Raw genomic sequence first — 24,945 nt, 5'->3', positions numbered from 1 at the left:
TATGATGATTAAAACGACTCAAGCAGTGCTGTTGAGCACTGCTAGCTTTATTATTTTACCCAGTTATGCAAATTCTACGAATCAAGAAACAAATTCACCAATTCAATTTGATGGATATGTCACATTATCCTCCAAATACATTTCACGTGGTTTAACAAATGCACCAGAAAATGATGACCTCGCAATTCAAATAGGTCTAAACCTCAGTTATAACAACTTCTATGTCGGGTATTGGGGGTCTACACTAGGCTACTCTTATGCTGAACTTCAAGGTGATAAGCGCCGTAAAACTGATAAATTAGAGCACGACTTTATTGTCGGCTACAGTTTTGATACTGGTAGGACAAATTGGAATATTTGGAGTGCCACTTATTTCTATCCGAACGCGTCAAATACAACTTCAAATGAAATGGGAGTAACTGCCTCACACCAATTCAATGATAAAAACTCTTTATCAACCAGTTTATCTGCATATACATATGATGTCGTGTATGCAAACCAAGGGGATACTTATCTAAACCTAATATATACCCACCAACTCAATGATAAATTATCTGCTACAGCAAGTGCTGCAGCGAGCTATTTTAATGATAATGGGAAATATGAAGGTCTAGAGCTCGGTGATACAAAACGAGAATTTGCTTATCGCTTCTCATCTATCGGGCTAGATTATGCCTTGACACCAGAACTCGGATTGAGTGGACAATATATTTTTGGTGGTAAGAACCGCTATAACGAAAAACAGAAAAATTTAGGTGTAGTGGCTTTCACCTATAGTTTCTAATTTAAGAAAATCTTCAAATGCTTAGGCTTAAATTTTGAATACCAAAATAGCCTAAGCAAAAGTGTAATTTAAAAAATTACACTCATTAATAAATAAAATCTCGACATATCAAAGATTATTAAAAAAACCTATCAACTTAGTATTTATTTAATGAGTAATAGAAGTGAGGATTGACCAAAATAAGGTCATGAATGTCACGAGGAGAGTAAAATTTTACGCAAAATTTTTCAAGGATCTATTTAGAAATAGTTGTTGTGAAAAAAGTTCACTAAGGTTTTTTGAGGTTACATAGATGACTATACTCAAGTACTCAATCATTTCAGCCAAATTCATAAATCAACTAGATACTCATAACTTATAACTAGTGAGGGCAATGCATTGAAAAATAGAACTATGAATGTTCATATTAAACATAAGGTTAGAATTTGATTCTCTCCAATATTAAAAAAGGGCTTTTGATTTCTATCTTCAGAGATAAACAACTAAACGTCTAATCTCATTTATTAAGTTTTAATATTTTGAAGAATATTTTTCTCATCCTTAACGGTGCTATCGGAAAAATAGCAAAGATTTATGAAAAATAGTGTTAATTGTTTTTATTTTATTGCTGTCATCAATATTACAAATATACCTTAGACAAATATCTCCCTAAAATCATTGAACTTATTTCGCTTTTTGAGCCAGTATTAAGAATGCTTTTAACCTGAGTGAGCTGGCTTATCTATGAGTAAAATCTCTAATTTAGATATCAAATTGTACTAAAATTAGTACGAGTCACTCAAAGAAAGCAAAAAATTAAAATTTCAGCATTAAAATTCAGAGCTTTAAATGCTAAAGCTCTGAATTTAATAAGTTAACGTGTAATTTTCCAGGTTTGATATGAATTATTGCTTTGACATCCAATCATTTGTAGGCGTGCCATACTATTTGCACCATCAGCGGCATCAAGGCATAGACCTGTTTTTAAGTTGATATATTGGCTTGTGTGGCGACTATACATCCATCGTTGACTACTATCATTATTGCACGGCGCAACTTTAACGAAATTATCTTTAACATCGCCCATCAAACACGCATCCCGATGAGTTAAATATAAGCGATGGGTGTGATCCGTACTCAGACGTTGATTACCGTTGTTGGGATCACATGAATACAATCCCATTTGTTGACCACCATTCAAGCTATCTGCACAAAAACCTCGTGCACCATTTTTCAAAATGAAAGGTTTTTGCTGGGTGTAATTGGCATTATTTACAGTAGAAATGCAAGTAGAATCATCCGTGCAATGCGCTGATGCCACTTGTACACAATTTCCATAAGTTTTAGTCGTTTGTGATTTAGACTTAATTGAAGAGTTTGCTATTGCAGGATAGGTCGCTGAAACAGATGTATGAACATCATTACAACTGTTATAGCCATAAATACCGTTGGGTTGTTGGTGCTGTCTGAAATTTTCGGTAAATGTAGCTAAACTATCAAAACCACCCCAGGTCTGCGGCACATTGATTTTTGCAATTTCAAGTTGTTTACCAGTACTCATGTCTTTAACAAAAGCTGAGACTGTACTGTCATTATTTTTCACAATCTTAAAATTATATTTCGTGCCTTCTTTCCATTCATAAGGTAAGTCACATTGAACGCCATCACCTTCATGATCAAATTGTCTGCAATACGCAGGGTATCCTGATTTCCAAGATGTCGTTTTCCAGATTGAGAAATTTAAATACTTCTCATCATTGCTTCGTTGCTGTAATCCAACATAACCGATATTTCCATTTTTTAATGAAAATTGATTGGCCCAAAATGTATTACCATCATTTCCTGGCTCATTGGTAATGATGATTTTATTTTCGAGTGTTGCAAAGCCATTAGCAGGAATATTGTTCCAATGGTAGTCAGTCGAAACCATTCCGCCTGCAACCACGGCATACGCATTTGAAACTCCAAGTAACACAGAAGTACTTAAAGTGGTACGAATAATAAGATTGATTAAATTCATTGTTATATGCTCATATGATTATAAAAATTAAGACATAGATTCTTTAGTTTTACTTATGATTCTACAGTGATGAATACAATTTAGAATCACTATAAATAAAATTTATTTATTTAAGTTTAACTAAACATTAAACATGTTGAAATGTTATAACATAACAATTATGATTTAGTTACATCAAAAATCAAGATCATTCATTGATTGCAATAAGCGATCAAATGATGTGGTTGAACATGAAAACGAGTAACTCACCATGAATATTGATTCTTCACAACCGTATAAATTACCTGTCACTGTGCTATCTGGATTTCTTGGTGCAGGAAAAACCACACTTTTAAATCATATTTTAAATAATAGAGAAGGAAAACGTGTCGCAGTAATTGTGAACGATATGTCAGAAGTCAATATTGATGCGGCTTTAGTCAGAGAAGGTGGGGCGGAATTATCACGAACGGAAGAAAAACTCGTTGAAATGAGTAATGGATGTATTTGCTGTACTTTGAGAGAAGATTTATTAGTAGAAGTAAGACGATTAGCGGAAGAGAAAAAATTTGATCAACTCGTCATTGAATCTACCGGAATATCAGAGCCTCTACCTGTAGCCGAAACATTTACGTTTGAAGATGAAGACGGCGTATCTCTAAATGAGTACGCTCGTTTAGATACCATGGTGACCGTAGTCGATGCATTCAATTTTTTACGTGATTATCGTTCATATGATCTTCTTCATGAGCGTGGCGAATCACTTGGAGAATTTGACCAACGTACTGTTGTGGATTTACTGATAGATCAAATCGAATTTTGTGATGTTATTATTCTAAACAAAACTGATTTAATCGATGAGCATCAGAAGTCCCAACTTTATGCGATTCTCAAAAAGCTTAACCCTAGAGCAAAAATTGAGTCATCAACATTTGGTCAGGTTGAACTCGATAGAATACTCAACACACAGCTTTTTAATTTTGATGAAGCCTCACAAGCACCTGGTTGGTTAAAAGAGTTGAGAGGAGAGCATAAGCCTGAAACTGAAGAATATGGAATCGAAAGTTTCGTATATAGAGCAAGAAGACCCTTTCACCCACAACGTTTTTACAATTTTATTCATTCAGAATGGAAAGGTGTTATACGCTCAAAAGGATTTTTTTGGCTTGCTGCGGAACCAACAATGGCTATGGCTTGGTCACAAGCTGGAGGTATGGCTCGGCATGGTCAAGCAGGATATTGGTGGGCTTCGGTACCACAAGAGGAATGGCCACAAGATACGCAATCTATTCAGGAAATTGAATCGAGTTGGCATCCAGAAACGGGTGATGCCAGACAGGAAATTGTTTTAATTGGACAAGAGATGGATAAAGAGCAATTAATCCAAAATTTTGATCAATGTTTACTTACTGATTCGGAGATGAGTTTAGGACCAATCGTTTGGTGTAATTTCTTTAATCCATTTGAAGCTGAAAAAGAATTACTCGCCTAAATTGAGCAAGGAATTCCTTAACAAATTAAGAGTAATCTGAGTTCTCCTGCATTTTCTTTTGGAGCACGGTGAACACAAGGAAGTGCTTTCTGATCAGGATGATCTACAGCCAAACGCCAGAGATGACCAATTCCTAAATTTAAAGGTGTTGCACCATTTTTAGGTTGATAGTGAAGATCCATATAGGTCTCTTCAAGAAAATCGTCAAACTCATGGTCTTCGCCATCAAACAATGATTTAATTTTTTGACGGATTTCTGGGATTAGAATTTTTTGTTCAACCTGTTCATTGGAAATAATATCGCTAGCCACCCCGTAATAGGTACACAAATATGTATCCGTTGCTAATGGCGATCGATCTACATGAAAAGAATATACATCAGTGCTGATAAAATCCAATTCTTCATCACGCTGATATTGCTTAATTAAGTTTAAAGACGGCGATGCGCCCAATTCGGTGAGCAACGTTACATCATTAATAATAATGTCTCTCGCTTTGCTTGCAGAGTCTGAAAGTTTGAGTTGCTCTAATTGAGCGATGGTAATTTCAGTAATATCTTCTATGAGTGTAAGTTTTCTAACGATTTCTTCGAAATTGAAGTCTAAATGCCTATACCAACATAAAGCATTGATAGGGTCTTCAAAAACTTCATTCGCTAATGCTTGGAAAGTATTCACCAATTTGGCTTGAGGATATGAGTGAATGAGTTCGAGCATATGATCTAAAACTTTTTAAAAACATATTATAGCTTTTAGCTCTAGACTTGATAAGACTGGATTTAGATGATTGATCGTTGTCCTATGTAGTAGGAGAGTGGGGCTTCCACCCATAACTACACACTGTCAACAATAACGATAGATACGCATTAAGGCTATTCTACAATTGGGTGTAAAAAGCTAAACATAGCTTAAGTTTTTTGTTGGCTACAATTTCTGTTTAGCTTTTTGACGGAGAACAAACAAATATAAGCTTTCAACTTTTTCACGTGCCCATGGTGTAGTTCGTAGAAATCGTAAAGATGATTTAACACTCGGGTCGATGCAAAAACAACGAATTTCAATTTTACGACTTAATCCTTCAAAGCCTCCGTAGTAATCCAATAACTCATCTAAAATGTCAGCAAGTTTTTTGCCATGTAAAGGGTCATTGGATGTGTTCATAATTGATCAACTGAATTGTGTAAGATGGGTATTATAACCTGAGCCAGTCAAAAATTAAGAACGTTGCTTTCTATACTCAATGAACCATCGATAATGACAGATTGTGTTTTGGTTTTAAATTTTTTTTCTAATGTGAATTCTAATCATTCGTTGTTTTATGCCATGTAACAAGACAATATCTAGTATTGGTGCGCTGTTAAAGATATCCTATTTAACATAAATTGAAGTTGTGTGACTTCAGAATGACGAAAAATTAAGGTAAAAATGGATTTAGAATATTCTTATCGAGAACTATTTAGTTTATGTGATAAAGCTAAGCTTGGTAGTGTAAAAAAAGTATCTTTACACTTTATGAAAATGATTTAGCAAAACAATGGAATCCTGACTTAAACTCAGAATGGGTTTGCCGACATTATCTTGCATCAAAAATGATATTGAATGCTACAGTAATTTTGAATGCGCTAAATTTTTCTGAAGAAAATGGCATGCGTTTAGCAACTCCATATTTTGAATATTATGCAGCTTTATCGCTAACAAGAGCAGTTGCTTACACACTACCAGATAAAAAGTGGAATAATGGGGAACTTATTACTATTTCTCATAAAGATGCTATCAACTCTGCGTTTGATTGGCTAAAACGATTTAACTCTCCTATGGCTGAGAGTTTAAAGTCTGTGACATTAAAATTAAAAGCTCAACGAGAACTTATTTCTTATAGAATTCCATCAACTGGTGATCAAAATATTTCTAGAGAGCATGACCTAGAACAATTATTAACTATTCTTGCTGAAGTTGCTCAATTCAATTCTGAATTACTTAAGAAAGCAATTACTATGAATGCTGATCCTAAGACATTTATTGTTAATGATGGAGATATTGCCAATTTAGTTTTAGTTTCGATCGATGATCATGAATTTCCTGATCAATATGATTACTATAGATTAAATTATTTAAAAAGAAAAATGCCTTATCCTACATCTTTACATTACACGATGACAGAAGGTATGACCGAAGACTTTATTGGGTCTTGGGATGGAGAAGAAGGTACATCTTTTTCTAATGGTGGGCCAGGCAACTGGCAGTCTATTTTTGATATCCCATAATAAAAATTTAAGATCATCACGGTACTGAGCTGTAGCTACATACAGTGTTGTGTAGGCTACTAGTCTCAGAGATCTTATTTAACATAATATACATTATGCGAAATTATGGCGAATCAATCTCTGGTCAATCGACAAATCAATATTTCATGTGTATACATATGCTTAGTCAATTTTAAAGAAAATCGATTATGGATAATCAAAAAAGAATTCATGCTTTCACGGATGATATATTAGGTACAAGTGATGCGATTGAGCTCTCAAACAGAATTCAATCTAAAGACATCTCAATTGATGAAGTTTTAAGAGCTACGATTGAACGCGCAAAATTCGTAAATCCTCTGCTAAATGCAATTGAATTCGAAAACTTTGACCAAATACTTAAATCGCCTACTTTTAAACCAAATCAGATTTTTTCTGCAATCCCTACATTTATTAAGGATAATCTGGATCTTATTGGTTTTCCTACGCAACAAGGATCAACATCGTTCAAATCCAAGGAAAAGATCAAAAATTCTAAAATTACTCAACAAATGTTAGATACAGGCTTAATTGCACTGGGTAAATCTAAAATGCCTGAATTTGGCTTAAATGCTTCAACAGAATTTAAGTCTGGGGATTACACACGCAATCCTTGGCATACTGATTATTCGTGTGGAGCTTCTTCAGGTGGAGCTGCGGCACTCGTTGCATCAGGCGTAGTACCAATTGCACATGCAAATGATGGTGGTGGTTCGATACGAATTCCTGCAGCAAATTGCGGTTTAGTCGGTTTAAAGCCGACACGTGGTCGTTGGTATCCAAATGAAGGTTCGCAGTATTTACCAATTGACCTTGTTTCAGATGGTGTTTTAACACGTTCTGTGCGGGATACCGCGTTTTTCTTTGCTGAAATGGAAAAACAATATAAGCCAAAAAAATTACCCGAAATTGGCTTAATCCTGCATCCATCCAGCAAACCTTTACGGATTGGTCTTGTTTATGATTCATTGCAAACCAATATTGATGCTGAGACCCGTCAAACTGTTGAGTCTACTGCTCAATTACTCAGGAATTTAGGTCATCATATTGAAGAATTTTCACTTCCTATTCCAGATTCGTTTGTAGATGATTTCAGCCACTATTGGGGTTTTTTATCATTTATGATTCAACAGTTTGGAAAACCGCTACTTCGCAAAGATTTTAACGTGAATGAGTTAGATCATCTAACAGTTGGGCTTGCAAACTTGTACAAGAAAAATTTCTATAAAACCCCTTTATTTTTATACCGTTTAAAGCAAATCCAGCGCATCTATCAACAAATCTTCCAACAATATGATGTCATCCTTTCGCCAGTTTTAGCGCATGTTTCGCCTCAAATTGGATATCTTTCACCTCAACTCGAATTTGATGTTTTATTTGAGCGTTTAAGGAATTATGTGGCATTCACACCTATTCAAAATATCGCAGGTGCTCCAGCGATATCATTGCCGATGGGTATGACCAAATTAGATTCAAGACCGATAGGTATTCAGCTTTCTGCTGATTTGGGACAAGAGCGTTTACTGATAAATCTCGCTTATCAGCTTGAACAGATACAACCTTTTAAAAAAATATATGATTAAAATCATACATTAAGGATCATTAATCAAATTCTTGATGATCCTTATCAACAATACTCAGTGCTTGTTTATCACTTTTTATGCATAATATATACATAAATGTGATTTAGAGATTTGTATGGATTTAACGAAGCATTCTGTGGAACGAATCATCCCAGCTTGGAAATGGTTAAAAAAATACAATACTCAAGATTTTAAATCTGATTTTCTTGCATCTGTGATCGTGCTTGCAATGCTTGTACCACAAGGTATGGCATATGCCATGATTGCAGGCTTACCTCCAATTATGGGCTTATATGCCAGTATTATCCCTATGATTGCTTATGCATTGATTGGAGGGAGTACTACCCTTTCAATTGGTCCAGTTGCATTAATCTCTATGATGACTTTTGCCACGCTACAGCCATTATATGAAGTGGGTTCACCAGTCTATATCCAAGCTGCCTATTTGCTAGCAGTAATGGTTGGCATAATTTCATTTTTATTGGGACTGTTTAGATTTGGTTTTTTGATTCGTCTCATAAGCCATCCTGTGATTAAGAGTTTTATCATTGCTTCTGCCGTCTTAATTGCGTTAGGTCAAATAAAATTTATTCTTAATATTCCATTGCAATCCAGCAATTTAATCGAATTTTTTGCAAGTTTGGCTCAATACATTTCTTTATATGATTTGGCCAGCTTATCTTTGGGTTTAGCTTCAATTTTAGCGCTCATTTATTTACCTCAATTACTTAAAATTTCAGCATTTTCAAATCATCAAAAATTAATGCAATTTGTACAAAAAGCATTACCGTTATGCTTAGTGCTATTTTCAATCTTACTGGTTCAATCCTTTAATTTAACTGCCTATGGAATTAAGACAGTAGGTGAAATTCCAAGTGGATTACCCCCTATTCAAATGCCGTACTGGACTTGGGACATGGTGAAAATACTGCTTCCTGGTGCAGCAATGATCGCTATGGTGAGTTTCGTTGAATCTATTTCGATCGCGCAAGCTACGGCTTTTCAATCACGTAGTAATTTGAACAGTAATCAAGAGCTTGTTGCACTCGGTGTTGCAAATTTTGGCGCTGGAATTAGTGGCGCATTTCCTGTCACTGGTAGCTTATCACGCACAGTGGTCAATGCTGATGCTGGTGCAAAAACACCTATGGCTGGCGTTTTATCCTCCCTACTTATTATTGTGGTCAGTCTATATTTTACAAGCCTATTTGAATATTTACCTTTAGGAGTATTGGCTGCAACAATCATTGTGTCGATATGGAAACTTGTTGAAATTAAACCCTTTATAGAGGCTTGGAAATATTCCAAAGCAGATGGTTTGGCAATGGCTCTTACATTTTTAGGGGTGCTGTGTGTAGATATTACAACAGGCTTAATGGTGGGTATTATTTCAACATTTGTGTTGCTGTTATGGAGAATTAGTCGTCCACATATTGCAGTGATTGGTCTCGTTGAAGGTACGCAGCATTTTAGAAATATTTCAAGACACCAGGTTATTACCAGTAAAAGGCTCGTTTCGGTGAGAATTGATGAAAATTTGAGTTTTCTCAATGCAAACACCCTGAAGGAATTTATTATTTCAGAAGTTAGCCAACATGATGAGCTTCAACATGTTGTCATTAACTGTTCCAGTATCAGTAATATTGACTACTCAGCTTTAGAGACTCTTGAGGAAATGAATTCTGAGTTATCTAAACTCAATATTCAACTACACTTAAGCGAAGTCAAAGGTCCTGTTATGGATCGCTTAAATTCAACCAACTGGATACAACATCTGACTGGTAAAATATACCTCACTCATTTCCAAGCAGTATATGAATTAGACCCGCATTTCAGCCAAAATAAATCATCTTTTGCATAAGAATTTGATATTCTTAAGTAAGAATTATCAAAAAAAATCCAGTGATTTGATTCACTTAATTTTTATTATGAATAAGTTTTATATTTAAAATCATTTTTAAGTATAGAATACCCCACTTATTTATCCGATTTTAAGCCAGACTCGGCATTATTAGGTTCAGTTATGTTCACTGCTCTAGCACGTTTGAGTTTAGTCACCAAAATCATTATCGCCATTATTCTTGGCGTTTTGGTGGCTATATTTTTTCCTCAAGTTGCACCACAATTAAGCTTGCTGGGTGATTTATTTATTAAAGCCCTTAAATCTGTTGCACCAATTCTTGTTTTTGTTTTGGTCCTTTCTTCGATTGCAAACTTTAAAGTTGGTGATAGCAGCAGTGCGAAAATCAAACCCATTATGATGATGTATGCCGTAGGTATGTTTTTATCTGCGTTAACTGCTGTCATTGTGAGTAATTTATTTCCAAGCACTCTTTTCTTAGATGTCGCTGCGCAAGCTGATTTACAACCACCTGGCAGCTTGACTGAAATTCTTAAAAATTTATTACTCAGTTTTGTTGCGAATCCTATCGTTGCATTAAGTGAAGCAAACTTTATTGGGATTTTGGGTTGGGCTGTTGCACTGGGTATAGCATTTCGTCATGCCACAGACACCACAAAACAGTGTCTGACGGATGCTGCGAATGCCGTGAATCACGTGATTCGTCTTGTCATCAGTTTTGCACCTTTCGGTATTTTTGGACTTGTTGCTGTTACTTTTGCAGATGCAGGTCTTAAAACCTTAGCAAGTTATGCACAATTATTGTCTGTTCTATTAGGGACTATGTTCTTTGTTGCACTTGTAATTAACCCAATTATGGTGGCATTTGTTACGCGTTCAAATCCTTATCCATTGGTTATTCAATGTCTACGTGAAAGTGGGATCACCGCATTTTTCACCCGTAGTTCAGCAGCAAATATTCCGGTGAACTTGGATCTTGCCAAGCGTTTGGGCGTGAATGAATCGACAGCGAGTGTAGCAATCCCGTTGGGTGCTGCAATTAATATGGCGGGCGCATCAGTAACGATTACCGTATTAACATTAGCAGCGGTGAATACACTTGGTATTTCTGTTGACTTTACCACGATGCTTGTTCTTTCTGTTGTGGCTACAGTTTCTGCTTGCGGGGCTTCTGGTGTAGCAGGTGGTTCACTGTTATTGATTCCTGTCGCTTGTGGGCTATTCAATATTTCACCTGATGTGGCTATGCAAGTCGTAGCAATAGGTATGGTGATCAGTGTTCTACAAGATTCAACTGAAACAGCCCTCAACTCATCTACAGATGTATTGTTTACTGCTGCGGTTGATCGCGCTCCTTCAAAATAATATATTCATGGCATAAACTTTTAGAATGAAAGATATGCCATTTCAATTCCTTCCAAACTGGGTACAATTTGGGGCTTTCATGCTTGCAGTAAATGCAGGCATGATCAACGTTTTGGGTCTCATTTCTTTATTACATCAGTCAGTTTCGCACATGACAGGCAATGCAAGTTTGCTTGCCATCGGTCTTATTGACCATGATTTCAAAGCTGTAATTTTTCTGATTCTTATTATCTTGAGCTATGTTTTAGGCTCTAGTTTTAGCGGTCTGATATTGGGGAATAGTCAATTTAAACTTGGACGCAGATATGGTCTACCATTGAGTTTAGTGACTTTTTTTATTCTGCTCTGTTGGGTATTTATTCCCTATTATCCTCGTTATGCACTGCTATGGGCATGTTGTGCGATGGGTGTACAAAATGCCATGGTAAGTCATTATAAAGGTGCGATTATACGCACGACTCACCTTTCTGGTGTCTTAACCGATCTTGGTTTAGCATTTGGGTATTTTGTAAGAGGTCTTACAACGGAATCCAGAAAAGTTATTTTGCATTTAGTGATTTTATTTGGTTTTATTATTGGCAGTACTGTTGCGGCATTCAGCTATCCTTATTTACAATTAGAAGCGTTTTTAATTCCTGCAGGTTTAAGTTTTTTACTGACCCTGATCTATTGGATTTTATATTTCCGTCATTGTTATTTTCAAAAATCGTAGTTGGTATTACTCATGGTAAAAAATGCCTTGCAAGCACAATTGCTCAAAGCTGGTTTAGTCGATCAAAAAAAGGCTAAAAAACTTTCTAAACAAGCTGTGCATGAGCAACGCACGGGTCAAAGCAACGAAGCTGAGATTAAAGCTAAAATTGAACAAGATTTAAAACAAAAACTAGAAAAAGATCAGAATCTTAATCTTGAAATCAAACGCCAGCAAGATGAAAAAGCATTACGTGCAGCAGTAGTGCAAATGATTGGTCAACATAAAATCAAAGATATTGATGGTGAAATCAGCTACCAGTTCGTTGATGAAAATAAAATTAAGAAAATTTATATTAATCAACAAGTTTACAATGCACTCGTGGCAGGCACATTAGTTATCGCCAAAGATCAAACAGGTTATGCTGTTCTACCAAGAGCGTTATCTGAGCGGATTAATGAAAAAGTCGAAGGATTTATTATTGTGAATAATGCTGAGAAAAATGAGGCTATTACGGATGAGGAAGATCCATATGCAGCTTATGTTATTCCAGATGATTTAATGTGGTAAATCTCTCTAAAGCCTAATTTATTAGGCTTTTTTAACGCTTTATATGTGATTCAGATTGCGGTGCAGCAAGTATAAATTCACGATTAAGTTGCTTTGAGTCATATTGCTGCTTCCAATCATCACGAGATGAGTCTATCAATTTTCTGCGCTCGTCTTCTATTCTCTGATTCGATTTTTTTTCAATCGATGGTATTTTGGAGAGCTCAAAAAAATCAATGGATTGACTTTCTCGCATTATTTTTTCATTTTCTAATTGCTGAAAATGAGCAAGTTCAATAATGCTTCTTTGAGGAGCTTTCGCAAAAAGCAAAGAACACAGAGAGATCGATATAAAAAAGATTAAATTAGATTTAAACATGGGTTTTATAATTTGAAAATGTAATGACGATAATCTACGAAATTTTATAGTGTGACTTATTTCACATTAATTATATTTAAAATAGAAGTTCATAAAATGTATTTCAAGTAATTTATTTAATCTATTCTGTTTGATAAACGTTAACTCTAATAAATTTAATAACTTAAACCATTAAGCTAATGCCAATTCATTTAGAGGTGATCAAGTTGGACAGATTAAATTTTGTAACTCAAATCCAAGAATGGTCAGATCAATTTCCTTGGTTAGAGATGTTGACCTCTCTGAGCATTCTTATTCTCATTGCATTTATCGCAAATTTTATTGCTAAACAAGTGGTCGTCCGTGGTATTCGCAAAATTATTAGTAAACTACGTTTTAGTTATAGTGATGTCTTAGCGGAACATAGCGTTATTCGAAGAATTGCAAACATTGTCCCAGCATTGGTGATTATGAATGGAATAGTGACGGTTCCGCACCTGTCTGAAAAAGTCATTACATTGATTCAGATGTTTGCACAAGCCTTCATTTTCTTAACCATAGCCTTGGCAATTAGTCAGCTTCTCACCATTTTTAATATTATTTATCAACGTAATCCTAAATCACACAATAAGCCAATTAAGGGTTATTTACAGTTAGTTAAACTGATTATTTTTGTTGTTTGTGCACTGATGGTCATAGGAACATTTCTTAAAAAAGATGTTTTCACGCTATTGGCAGGTTTCGGGGCAATGGCAGCAGTGCTGATGCTGGTTTTCCAAAATACAATTCTATCTTTAGTGGCTTCAGTTCAAATCTCTTCATATGACATGGTTCGGATTGGCGATTGGATTGAAATGCCAACCTTAAATGCGGATGGCGATGTCATTGATATGTCATTACATACGGTGACCGTACAAAACTTTGACAAGACCTATACCACTATTCCGACCAATCGTTTGGTGACAGATACTTTTAAGAACTGGCGAGGTATGCAAGAACAAGGTGTTCGTCGGATTAAACGTGCACTTTATATCGATCAAAATAGTGTTCACTTCTTATCTGCAATGGAATACAGCAAGCTCAAAGAATTTCTGATTCTAGAAAAATACCTAGATGAGAAACAAACCGAGTTAAAAAACTTTAATCAGCAATATGCAAATAATGGGGTCAATAACCAACGTCGTTTAACCAATTTGGGAACATTCCGCGCATATATTGAATACTATTTAAAAAATCATCCAGGTATTGCACAAAATCAGTCCTTAATCGTCCGTCAATTACAACCGACAGGTCAAGGTTTGCCTATAGAAATTTATGCTTTTACAAATACGACAGCATGGGTGGCTTATGAGGCGATCCAATCCGATATTTTCGATCATCTTTTGGCGATTCTTCCTGAGTTTGGATTAAAAATATTCCAGATTCCTTCTGGGAATGATTTCAAGATCCCTCAAGACACAGTAAACTGAGTTTTGATTAGATGAATTAAGATTGATCGTATGCTGCAGTGGTTTGAAAAACTCGTTGATCCATATCCATCCAAAGATTTAAATCAGCCCTTGCCGAAGAAATTTTTTCCATTTGTTTGGCAAGCAGCATCAGGAGTTAAGCGTTATCTCTTGGTGCTGGTGTTATTTACTGCAGCAACAGCTTCATTTGAAGCAATTTTCTTTTCCCAAATTGGTCATTTAGTTGATTGGTTATCCGCATCGACGCCTGAAAATTTTCTCGAAAATAACCAAACAAATTTAATGATTTTGTCTGGTTTTCTACTTGCTAATATTTTCTTTGCAAGTTTGCAATCAATCATAAGGCATCAGATTTTATTCAGTAGCTTTCCAATGCGCTTGCGTTGGCGTTTTCACAACTTATTACTTCTTCAAGGTTTAGACTTTTTTCACAATGATTTTGCAGGTCGATTGTCAGCTAAAGTCATGCAAACTTCACTTGCTGTTCGTGAATTTTGGGTAATTTTGGGGGATATCGTTACTTATGTGGTGATTTATTTTATTACCATCAGTGTGGTTTTAGGAAACGTCTCCCCTCTACTCCTTATTCCGCTTATGGCATGGTTGATTTTATTCATTGGCTCGGCATCCTTCTTTATCCCGCGACTTGGAAAAATTTCAAAAAAGCAGGCTGATGCACGCGCGGTGATGACTGGTCGTGTGACTGATGCTTATACAAATATACAAACAGTAAAATTGTTTGCACATGCTGGTCGTGAAAGCCAATATGCCAAAGAGTCTATGCAACTTTTTATGAAAACGGTGTATACCCAGATGCGTCTGGGAACTGCTTATGAAATTAGCATTAATCTACTGACCGCAATTTTATTCTTTGGCGTTTTAGGTACAGCAGTTTTGCTTTGGTTTATTGGTGAAGCCAACATCGGCGTGATCGCCGCAACGACAGCCATGATTTTAAAGCTGAATAGTATGGCTTCTTTTATGATGTGGCAAACTTCAGCCTTATTTGAAAATATTGGTACCATTCAAGATGGGATGAACACGCTAGCAAAACCAATAGCAATTGAAGACAAAGAAGCTGCACTGCCACTCGAGGTACACTCTGGTGCGATTAAATTTGATAATGTGAGCTTTGCTTATAATCAAAAAAATGTTATTAATCACTTGAATTTAGAAATCAAACCGGGTGAAAAAATTGGAATTGTCGGTCGGTCTGGTGCTGGAAAATCGACACTGATCCAACTACTACTTCATTTTTATCAAACCCAACAAGGTAAAATTTATATCGATGGTCAAGCGATTGATGAAGTCACCCAAGATAGTTTAAGAAAAAACATTGCTCTCGTGACGCAGGATACTTCTTTGCTGCATCGAAGTGTTGCTGAGAATATTAAATATGGTCGACCTGAAGCGACTGATGAAGAAATGTATGAAGCTGTCCGTAAAGCTCGATCAGAAGAGTTTATTCCACAGCTTACAGATCTACGTGGTCAGACAGGATATGACGCTTATGTTGGTGAGCGTGGTGTAAAATTATCTGGAGGGCAAAGACAGCGTATAGCAATTGCACGGGTATTCCTAAAAGACGCTCCAATTTTGATTTTAGATGAAGCAACCAGCGCACTCGATTCAGAAGTGGAGGCTGCGATTCAGGCAAGCCTTGATGACTTGATGGAAGGTAAAACGGTAATTGCAATTGCACACCGCCTTTCAACCATTGCTCAAATGGATCGATTAATTGTTTTGGATCAAGGAAATATCGTAGAACAAGGATCTCACGATGAGCTGATCCAACAGAATGGAATTTATGCCCAACTTTGGCAACGCCAAACGGGTGGATTTTTAGTTGAACAAAAAGTGAAAGACAAGGAATTAGACGAAGATGCTTTATCTTGATGATTTAAAAGTGGGTGATCAGTTTAAAAGTCGTGAATATGAGTTAACACTCGAAGAAATTAAAGAATTTGCACAAAAATATGACCCTCAAGTCTTTCATACTGATGAAGAGGCCGCAAAAGATCATCCTATTTTTCAAGGTATCGCAGCCAGTGGTTGGCAAACGTCAGCCATTACCATGCGTCTTTGGACTGAATGTTTTCCAATTGCCAAGGGGCTTATCGGTTCAGAGTCAAGCTTAAGATGGCCAAAACCAGCTCGTGCTGGTGATCGTTTGCATGTAGAAGTTGAAATTGTTGCTATCAATCCTTCTAAAACAAAGCTAGATCGCGGAATTGTGAGTTATGTCACACAAACAAAAAATCAGCATGGTGATGTTTTGTTGATTTCAACCACAAAAATTGTCGTTTTTAAGGCTTAAACATCGGTTTCACACTAGATTTGTCCGACAAAATTGGTATTTTCTATCTGGAATTTATGTCAGTATTATTTTCACCAAAAATTATGAAAAAAATTGTGTAAAGCAATGGATCGCACATGAAAACAGTTTCAGTTCGCCCAGATTTAGGCATTCCAGGTGTTTACGGACTCTTACTTTTAGATGTTGTTTCTCGTTGGGGTTATAGTGCTGAGTCGCTATTCGCTCCCTTTGGATTCACCAACGAGCAACTTGCCGATCCTGAATTTAGAATTCCACTACATGTAGCGAATGAGATGATTATTCTCGCGCGCAAAATGACAGGTGAAAGTTCTCTTGGTTATCATCTTGGTAACCAAATGCGGATTTCTATCCATGGTTTTATTGGCTATGCCATTATGACCTCGAATGAGATTACTGATGCACTTATTTTAGCCAATCGCTTTATACAACTGCGTATGCCTTTTCTGCAATTTCATTTCTCGACATTTACAGAACAAGTTTCTTTGCAGTTACAATGTGATATTGATCTTGAACCGCTGAGAACTGAAATTGTCATGGCTTTGACTTTTGGTGTCATTACAATGGCAAAAGCACTGACAGGCATTAATGATTTGTATGGCGAAATTAATTTTGACTTCCCGAAACCTGAAGGCTTTGACAAATACATCAGTCGTCTACATCCCAAAACGATTATTCATTTTGACCAGACTCATTTTCTTGCCAGTTTCGATAAAAGTTATTTAGGCTTGAAGATGGTTAACGCAGATCCGATTGCCAGTCAAATTGCAATTAATCAGTGTGAAGCAGAACTATCAGAGCTTGGAGAACGCCGTCGAATTTCAATGCGTGTTCGCGATATTTTGACACATTCTGAACAGCACTATTTAAGTATTGAAAATGTGGCAGATCGCCTGCATATGTCTGATCGTACACTGAAACGTCAGTTGGCTGCAGAAGGAACTTCTTTTTCAACCTTAGTGGATGAAGTTCGATATCGTCATGCAACCTCCCTACTGTCACGTACTGACTATTCACTTGAACAAATCGCAGATGAACTCGGTTATTCAGATGTTGCGAATTTCAGTCGTGCATTTAAACGTTGGAGTGGTCGAAGTCCAAGCAGTTGGCGTAAAGATCCATATTTATAGAACTTTCGTTTTTAAATAAAACACTGTATAACACAAGAAAATTTTTCAAATCGAATTGAGGAGTCGTGATGAATCATCCTTCAGAGCTTAAATATGCTCGCACACACGAATGGGTACGTATTGAAGGTGATCTCGTTGTTACTGGGATCTCAGATCACGCACAAGATGCATTGGGTGATCTTGTCTATGTAGAAGCACCTGAAGTAGGTCGTGAGTTGACTGCTGGTGAACAAGCGGGTGTAGTTGAGTCTGTGAAAACAGCTTCTGATATTCATGCTCCTGTAAGTGGTGTAGTTGTAGAAATTAATGAAAATCTAGAAGATGATCCAGATTTTGTAAATGATGATCCCTATGGCAAAGGCTGGATCTACAAAATTAAACCATCTAATTTGGGAGATGTAGAACAACTTCTCTCAAATACAGATTATGAATCAGGTTTGTGATATTTATGACCAGTCTACGGACTGGTTTTTTATTTATACATTTTCGGATGAATGGCTCACTTTTTGCTGTAATTTTCATGTAATTTGATTATAATTAATTCAACTTCTCTCCCTACTTCATTGCTGACCAAAACCAAAAATAATTTTATTTGGCACAGATTGAAGCTTTTAATGGTTCAATATTTCAAGGTTGTCTATGTCTTCTATACATGCTGAGCATCTATGGAATAAATCTTTTATTCTGTGTCTAATTAATAACTTATTTATTTTCATCTTCTATTTTGCTCAGACAACGATATTGCCAATTTATATTCTGAATGATTTAAATGGTAATATTACCCAAGCTGGGCTTGCACTGACTTTGTTTCTAGCTTCATCGATCGCAATACGACCGTTTACCGGTCTCATTATCGAGAAGATTGGGCTTAAAAAAGCACTTTATATCTCTGAGTCATTTTTTGTACTGCTCTCTTTCGCTTATATCTTTGCTGATAATCTAACCCTATTACTGGTCATTCGGTTACTACAAGGAATTTGGTTCAGTATTTTGACCACTGCTATGATACCAATCGTCAATGACTTCATTCCAAATCAGCGTAAAGGTGAAGGCATGGGCTATTTTGTCATGTCAGTCAATCTTGCCATTGTACTAGGACCCATGTTGGGCTTGATTCTCATTCAACCATGGGGATATATTCCAGTGGCTACACTTTTAGCTGCAATTGTTTTTATTGGTTATTTGTTCTGCTTTTTGATTCCGATCCAGACACAATTTCAAACTGTTAAGCGCAAAACAAAAATTAGTGTTCATGATTTTGTTGAGATTAAAGCTTTACCTGTTGCGATGATGGCGATGCTCATCTCATTTTCTTATGCAAGTATCATGTCTTTTATCTCGACATATGCTGAATCAAAAAATTTATTGACCTATGCGAGCTTATTCTTTGCTGTTTTTGCAATTTCCATGATGCTTCTAAGACCCTTCACAGGAAAGTTATATGACTCTAAGGGTCCTGCCTACGTTGTCTATCCAGCGATTGTGAGCTTTAGCATTGGGCTATTCATTCTAAGCCAAATTCATTCTGCTGCCGGATTATTGATATCTGCTGTCTTTATTGGTATAGGCTTTGGGTCTGCTCAGCCATGTCTCCAAACGCAAGCCATTCAAGCTGTAGCACGTGAACGTGTTGGACATGCGAGTTCAACTTTTTACACCTTTTACGATATTGGCATCGCATTAGGTTCTTTTATTTTAGGTATTGTGATCACACACTATCAGTATTCGATTGCATATATATTATGCGCGATCTTGACGCTATTAAGCTTGCTGTTTTACCGCTTCGTTGTTCAAACTAAAGTAAAAGCGTTCTAGAGAGCTAAAAATTTGTCCAAAAAAAAAGCCTTCAGATGAAGGCTTTTTTATTTAATTAGCTCTCTGCATCTTCATCAAACATACTGAAGGTTTGTGAAGAGGTTTCAGCATTCTCTCGGACGCGTGTACTTTTTAGCTTAATCTGTAGACGTAATTCATTTTTAGAGTCAGCATTACGAATGGCTTCATCATAACTGATCGCACCTTCGTTATATAAATCAAATAATGCTTGGTCAAATGTTTGCATACCAAGTTCTCGCGACTTGGTCATAATTTCTTTCAACTCATGAAAGTTACCTTTCAAAATCAAATCAGAAACTAAAGGTGTATTTAGCATGACTTCTACAGCAGCTCTACGTCCGACACTATCTTCAGTTCGAACTAAACGTTGAGAAATAATGGCCTTCATATTTGATGAAAGATCCATAAGCAACTGATTGCGCCGTTCTTCAGGGAAAAAGTTGATAATTCGATCTAAGGTTTGATTGGCATTATTCGAATGCAACGTGCCTAAGCACAGATGACCAGTCTCTGCAAAAGCGATCGCATGCTCCATGGTCTCCGTATCACGGATTTCGCCAATTAAAATTACATCTGGTGCCTGACGAAGTGTGTTTTTAAGCGCATTATGCCATGAGTGACAGTCCACTCCGACTTCTCGGTGAGTGACCATTGATTTTTTATGTTTATGCACGTATTCAACTGGATCTTCTACAGTAATGATGTGCCCTGCTGAGTTCTCATTACGGTAATCAATCATGGCAGCAAGTGAAGTAGATTTACCCGATCCAGTGCCACCAACCACTAGAATTAAACCTCGCTTTTCCATTACCACATCTTTCAATGTTTCTGGTAATTTCAACTTTTCAAAGTTTGGAATTTCAGAGGTAATGGTACGAATGACCATCCCTACATTAAGTTGCTGTTGAAAAACATTCACGCGAAAGCGCGATACATCTGGGACATTAATGGCAAAATTACATTCTAATTCACTCTCAAATTCTGCTCTTTGTTTTTCATTCATTAAGCTATAAGCGAATAGTTTTGTTTTTTCTGCAGTCAAAGCTTGAGAACTTAAAGGCTTCATTGAACCTTGATGTTTCATACTTGGAGGAAAATCAGCTGAAATAAATAAATCTGATCCCTCATGGTCAAAAACGCTTTTAAGCAATCTGAACATGAATTGCCGAGCTTCGCTAAGTAATTCATTACTGAACATTAATTTCCCCAAGTTATAAATATTAAATACTTAAAATACTAATAGAAATATAAGGTTATTTCAGCTGTTTCATCAAATATTTAATGCTTTGAACAAACATTCAAATCTTAAAGGCAAAAAAAAGAACCCATATTTCATGGGTTCTTTTTTACGAATTATATTAGGAGAGTTGTTGAGCAACATCCAAAATCAATTGCTCTGTACTTAACCAACCCAAGCATCCATCAGTCACTGATTGACCATAAGTCATGTGATCAGAAATTTTCTGATTGCCATCGACTAAAAAGCTTTCTAGCATGACGCCACGGACTTGTGTTTGAGGTCGTTCATTCACAATTTGCTTTAATACAGCAGGTTGATTCAATGGATTCTTAGCGCTGTTTCCATGGCTACAATCAATAATCAAAGCTGGTAGTACATGGTTATTGTTTTCTTGAATCTTTTTAATTTCAGATAATTGGTAATTTGTACCCTGATTCGATCCACGTAAGATCAAATGTGCATGCGGATTACCCTTTGAAGATAAAATGCTTGGACCACCATCTTGACTTAAACCAAGAAATTGATGCGGTTGTGAAGCGGACTGAATCGCATCCAATGCAATTTGGATTGATCCATCTGTACCGTTTTTGAACCCAATGCTATAAGGCATATGGCTAGATATTTCACGGTGAATTTGCGACTCGCTTGTTCTCGCCCCAATCGCGCCCCATGAAATCAAATCATCAAAATATCCTGTTGCCATTGGGCTTAAGATTTCTGTGGCCAACGGCAAACCCATTTCAGCAATTTGAATGAAGAGTGATCTAGACTGTTCAAGTCCTTTTTGCATATCTGCTGAACCATTTAAATCTGGATCATACAAGAAGCCTTTCCATCCTACAGTGGTGCGAGGTTTTTCAATATAAGTACGCATCACGATGAAAATCTGATCTTTGACTTGTTCTTGCAGTTGTTTTAATTTTTGTGCGTATTCGAGGGTTGCTTTAGGATCATGAATCGAACATGGACCAGTAATGACCAATAAACGTGGATCATGACCCGCTAAAATGTCTTGTATTGTTTGGCGATGTTGACGAATTTGAAGTGAAACTATCGGACTAACTGGTAAAGCTGATTTTAGTTCTAATGGTAAGCTTAATTTTTTTTCTAAAGTATGTTGAGCTGTGGTTATAAGCTGAGAATTAATTGCATTCATCTTGAATTCCTTTGGGCAGCAATTGCCCTATCTTTTATTTGAGCGTGAGGTGTCTATTGGCTGGGTTTTGTTCTTGACTAAAATAGAACCAATAACCGTTGCTAAAATAAAAAGTATTCAATGTTTTCATGAGATGCTCCTATATTTGTTGAGATGAAAAAAAACCTGATTGGTGTTGCCAATCAGGTATAAACTTGATGGGCAACATTTTTGTTGCCCGAACGCGTCTAGGCAACTAGATGTTAAATTGCCAAAAATAATAATAAGCGTTAGTAATCAAGTGTGTCGTTTTCATCAAATTATCTAAAATATAACCCTTAAAAGTAAAATACGCATAAATAGACTGATTGACAAGCAATTTATATAAAAAATATTGTTATATCAATCATAACTCAAATATATCAATGGTTTATTGCTTATCTGTAGGAAGCCAATCTTTTATAGCACATACTTGTTTGAGCATCAGTTGCTCAGCCTCAGACTTACAAATCGCTTGGCTAAATAAAAAGCCTTGACCATATGCACAGCCAACATCCTGAAGACTTAAGAGCTGTTGGCATGTTTCGACACCTTCTGCGATCACATCCAATGACAGAATAGGTCCGAGCTTAGCAATGCCCTCTACAATTGAATTGATTGACTTCTCCTCATTCATTCGATTCACAAAAGCATAATCAATCTTGAGACAGTCGACAGGATAATCTCTTAAATGCGTCATTGAAGAATGACCGGTTCCGAAATCATCCAATGAGATTCGAAGACCATAATTTTTGAGCTTTTGTAGTGCTCGAATCACAAATTCTATTCCACGCTCAGCCAGAATATGTTCTGTAATCTCAACCTCGATTAAATGAGCAGGAATTTGATGTCGTTCTAAACGTTGAATTAACAATTCTGCATAATTGTCACGCATGAATTCAACTGGAGAGGCATTAATTGAGATCGGTACAAGTTGAACGCCCTTAGACATCCAATCTGCCATGTCACTGAAAATCTTTTGATGCATGATTTCACTGATTTTACTGGCCAGCTCATAATCGTTAAACGCTTCTGAGATTGAAGCTGGATAATGAAGTTGCTGCTGTGTATCATGCCAACGCATCAAAGCCTCAAATCCGATTAGCTGACAGTTATCTAAGCGAACCTTAGGTTGATAATACGGTTCGATTAAATTGTCCTGTATGATATAGCGAGCAGTATCAAGTTGTTGCATCTTCTTTTCAGCAAGTGCAAACATTTCGTCATCATACATACGATACCCACCACGACCTTTTTCTTTAAGATCATTTAGAGCGGTATCCGCACATTTCATCAATCCGAATACATCTTGAGCATCTTTAGGATAAATGGCACATCCAATACTCATCCCACTATTAATCACTTTTCCTGCATAAGTGATGGGGGCAATATTTTGTTTAAGCACTTTCTGTGTGGTTTGATGTAATTCTTCTTCTGAGGTCATCCCTGGGACAATAATTGCAAATTCATCTCCACCTAAACGTGAAACAATACACTTGCGATCCAAACTCTTTTGCAGACGTTTAGATAAGACTTTAAGTAGATGATCTCCAGCAGGATGACCTAAAGTATCGTTAATGTTTTTAAAATGATCGAGATCAATAAACATCATACCAATAAGTGTTTTTTCACGATTTGCTTGTGAAATCGCCGCTTTTAATTTATTTTTGAAGGCACGACGATTCATCAGACCAGTCAGATCATCATATTCACTGCTGATTTTTAGTTTAGCTTCGGCAACACGTTGACGGGTAATATCACGTGATACACAGAGAATACTGGTCGTATTTCCTTGTTCATCATGCACAGGTGTTAAAATATTATCCCAATACATCACAGTATCGCCGTGTGTGCTCATCCCCGCAAAACGGGCATTCTTCCCTCGAGCTGCTGTTTTAATCGCTTTTGCCCCCTGTTCACGTACTTCAGGTGGTAACAGCGTTAACCAATCCATTCCAAATTTCTTAACACGCTCTTGACCCAGTAATGCCATGCATCCAGATTTGTTCATGTGTTCAAGCTTGCCATCTGGTGTGATAATTTTTATACAGTCTACGCTGACATCGAGCATATCTGTATTCGCACGCAAGGCCTCAGCAGTTTCACGCATTTTGATTGTACGATCATGGATATTTGTGCAACTTATCATCCAATTTTGCTGGTTGGATTGAATCACCTTAGGTTCAGCAAGCATTAAGAACCAAAGATATTCACCTGATTTATTTTTTATACGACACTCTTTTTCAAATTTCTGACCGTTTTTTTGAGCATCATTCCAAATCTGATAAAGATGTTCAGCATCATCAGGATGAACAAATTTAAGCCAGTCTACGTCACGTAAGATTTGCGTATCCGCACCGATATATTGTTTAAGTGCGAGATTACAATACCCTGAGTTGGTGTGACTGACCCAAATCAAATTGGGCAGTAAATCGAGTGCAAATTTAAAGTCATCTGACAGTGTTAGATGCAAAGGCACAGCTTTGGACTGTAAATGATCAGCTCTATTCAGATCCAGAATGCTCATAGTTCACCTATTCGAAAATAACAACCCATCAAAATGACGAATACAAAAATCAGCGTAAAAATTTAGAATTTAATTAATCAGTATTTAAATTTAGTTAATAATGATTATTAATCATCATTAATTTTAAAATACGTGATAATAATAACAATTAAATGGACTAAATTAATACAAATACCATTTCTGCATGATACATAATTTTTATCACTTGTGAATATTAAATAGACAAAATGCATAAAAAATAATGAAATACGACACAATAATGAATTTATTTGATAATTCGACATCTTAGAAT

General features: G+C 36.4%; 21 protein-coding genes. 14 read left to right on the top strand and 7 right to left on the bottom strand.

What is annotated here, in order from left to right; genetic code table 11:
- Positions 1–4: 4 nt before the first annotated feature.
- Positions 5–784, top strand: coding sequence for a TorF family putative porin (locus AC1M9C_RS13375; protein ID WP_481953886.1), 780 nt, complete (start codon positions 5–7; stop codon positions 782–784).
- A gap of 853 nt (positions 785–1,637) precedes the next feature.
- On the opposite strand, the gene AC1M9C_RS13370 is transcribed toward AC1M9C_RS13375, so the two are convergent.
- Positions 1,638–2,783 carry an RICIN domain-containing protein gene (locus AC1M9C_RS13370; protein WP_481953885.1) on the bottom strand — a complete coding sequence of 382 codons (1,146 nt, stop codon included), beginning with the start codon at positions 2,781–2,783 and terminating at the stop codon, positions 1,638–1,640.
- A 250-nt stretch (positions 2,784–3,033) separates the two neighbouring features.
- Between AC1M9C_RS13370 and zigA the strand changes: the two genes are divergently transcribed.
- Positions 3,034–4,254, top strand: a complete 1,221-nt coding sequence (zigA, locus tag AC1M9C_RS13365; protein WP_481953884.1) for a zinc metallochaperone GTPase ZigA — start codon at positions 3,034–3,036, stop codon at positions 4,252–4,254.
- A 17-nt stretch (positions 4,255–4,271) separates the two neighbouring features.
- On the opposite strand, the gene AC1M9C_RS13360 is transcribed toward zigA, so the two are convergent.
- On the bottom strand, positions 4,272–4,970 hold the full coding sequence (locus AC1M9C_RS13360; RefSeq protein WP_481587926.1) for a DUF1826 domain-containing protein: 699 nt from the start codon (positions 4,968–4,970) through the stop codon (positions 4,272–4,274).
- A 207-nt stretch (positions 4,971–5,177) separates the two neighbouring features.
- A complete protein-coding gene (locus AC1M9C_RS13355; protein ID WP_481587925.1) occupies positions 5,178–5,414 on the bottom strand; it encodes a VF530 family protein in 237 nt (78 codons plus the stop codon).
- A gap of 485 nt (positions 5,415–5,899) precedes the next feature.
- On the opposite strand from AC1M9C_RS13355, the gene AC1M9C_RS13350 reads away from it, so the two are divergent.
- From AC1M9C_RS13350 to AC1M9C_RS13325, 6 genes are all read left to right on the top strand, one after another.
- Complete coding sequence (locus tag AC1M9C_RS13350) at positions 5,900–6,517, top strand: hypothetical protein (RefSeq protein ID WP_481953883.1); 618 nt, start codon at positions 5,900–5,902, stop codon at positions 6,515–6,517.
- A gap of 188 nt (positions 6,518–6,705) precedes the next feature.
- Positions 6,706–8,118: an amidase gene (locus AC1M9C_RS13345; protein WP_481953882.1), complete on the top strand. Its 1,413-nt coding sequence runs from the start codon at positions 6,706–6,708 to the stop codon at positions 8,116–8,118.
- Between the two features lie 115 nt (positions 8,119–8,233).
- Complete coding sequence (locus AC1M9C_RS13340; RefSeq protein ID WP_481953881.1) at positions 8,234–9,979, top strand: SulP family inorganic anion transporter; 1,746 nt, start codon at positions 8,234–8,236, stop codon at positions 9,977–9,979.
- A 162-nt stretch (positions 9,980–10,141) separates the two neighbouring features.
- On the top strand, positions 10,142–11,344 hold the full coding sequence (gene sstT, locus AC1M9C_RS13335; RefSeq protein ID WP_481590040.1) for a serine/threonine transporter SstT: 1,203 nt from the start codon (positions 10,142–10,144) through the stop codon (positions 11,342–11,344).
- 34 nt (positions 11,345–11,378) lie between these two features.
- A complete protein-coding gene (locus AC1M9C_RS13330) occupies positions 11,379–12,056 on the top strand; it encodes a YoaK family protein (RefSeq protein ID WP_481951910.1) in 678 nt (225 codons plus the stop codon).
- 12 nt (positions 12,057–12,068) lie between these two features.
- Positions 12,069–12,605, top strand: coding sequence for a DUF2058 domain-containing protein (locus AC1M9C_RS13325; RefSeq protein WP_481953880.1), 537 nt, complete (start codon positions 12,069–12,071; stop codon positions 12,603–12,605).
- 31 nt (positions 12,606–12,636) lie between these two features.
- Here the strand turns inward: AC1M9C_RS13325 and AC1M9C_RS13320 are convergent, their stop codons facing one another.
- Positions 12,637–12,963: a hypothetical protein gene (locus AC1M9C_RS13320; RefSeq protein WP_481953879.1), complete on the bottom strand. Its 327-nt coding sequence runs from the start codon at positions 12,961–12,963 to the stop codon at positions 12,637–12,639.
- Between the two features lie 206 nt (positions 12,964–13,169).
- On the opposite strand from AC1M9C_RS13320, the gene AC1M9C_RS13315 reads away from it, so the two are divergent.
- The 6 genes from AC1M9C_RS13315 (at position 13,170) to AC1M9C_RS13290 (ending at position 19,691) form a co-directional block, all read left to right on the top strand.
- A complete protein-coding gene (locus AC1M9C_RS13315) occupies positions 13,170–14,411 on the top strand; it encodes a mechanosensitive ion channel family protein (protein ID WP_481607331.1) in 1,242 nt (413 codons plus the stop codon).
- A 30-nt stretch (positions 14,412–14,441) separates the two neighbouring features.
- On the top strand, positions 14,442–16,307 hold the full coding sequence (locus tag AC1M9C_RS13310) for an ABC transporter ATP-binding protein (protein ID WP_481953878.1): 1,866 nt from the start codon (positions 14,442–14,444) through the stop codon (positions 16,305–16,307).
- The gene (locus AC1M9C_RS13305; protein WP_035267505.1) at positions 16,294–16,728 is read left to right on the top strand and encodes a MaoC family dehydratase; all 435 of its coding nucleotides are present in this window, start codon (positions 16,294–16,296) and stop codon (positions 16,726–16,728) included. Before AC1M9C_RS13310 ends, AC1M9C_RS13305 begins: the two co-directional genes overlap by 14 nt.
- A gap of 116 nt (positions 16,729–16,844) precedes the next feature.
- The gene (locus AC1M9C_RS13300) at positions 16,845–17,876 is read left to right on the top strand and encodes an AraC family transcriptional regulator (RefSeq protein WP_179997980.1); all 1,032 of its coding nucleotides are present in this window, start codon (positions 16,845–16,847) and stop codon (positions 17,874–17,876) included.
- Between the two features lie 68 nt (positions 17,877–17,944).
- On the top strand, positions 17,945–18,319 hold the full coding sequence (gene gcvH, locus AC1M9C_RS13295; protein WP_481953877.1) for a glycine cleavage system protein GcvH: 375 nt from the start codon (positions 17,945–17,947) through the stop codon (positions 18,317–18,319).
- 196 nt (positions 18,320–18,515) lie between these two features.
- On the top strand, positions 18,516–19,691 hold the full coding sequence (locus tag AC1M9C_RS13290; RefSeq protein WP_481597092.1) for an MFS transporter: 1,176 nt from the start codon (positions 18,516–18,518) through the stop codon (positions 19,689–19,691).
- A 55-nt stretch (positions 19,692–19,746) separates the two neighbouring features.
- Here AC1M9C_RS13290 and AC1M9C_RS13285 read toward each other — a convergent pair whose 3' ends face one another.
- From AC1M9C_RS13285 to AC1M9C_RS13275, 3 genes are all read right to left on the bottom strand, one after another.
- Positions 19,747–20,910: a PilT/PilU family type 4a pilus ATPase gene (locus AC1M9C_RS13285; RefSeq protein ID WP_481953876.1), complete on the bottom strand. Its 1,164-nt coding sequence runs from the start codon at positions 20,908–20,910 to the stop codon at positions 19,747–19,749.
- Between the two features lie 160 nt (positions 20,911–21,070).
- Positions 21,071–22,108: a 3-deoxy-7-phosphoheptulonate synthase gene (locus AC1M9C_RS13280; protein WP_481590965.1), complete on the bottom strand. Its 1,038-nt coding sequence runs from the start codon at positions 22,106–22,108 to the stop codon at positions 21,071–21,073.
- Positions 22,109–22,517: 409 nt separating this feature from the next.
- Positions 22,518–24,653 carry a sensor domain-containing protein gene (locus AC1M9C_RS13275; RefSeq protein WP_481587913.1) on the bottom strand — a complete coding sequence of 712 codons (2,136 nt, stop codon included), beginning with the start codon at positions 24,651–24,653 and terminating at the stop codon, positions 22,518–22,520.
- Between the last annotated feature and the right edge of the window lie 292 nt (positions 24,654–24,945).

It is taken from the genome of Acinetobacter sp. 24-47-39 (assembly GCF_056783825.1).
This window is presented reverse-complemented; position numbering and strand designations above follow the sequence as displayed.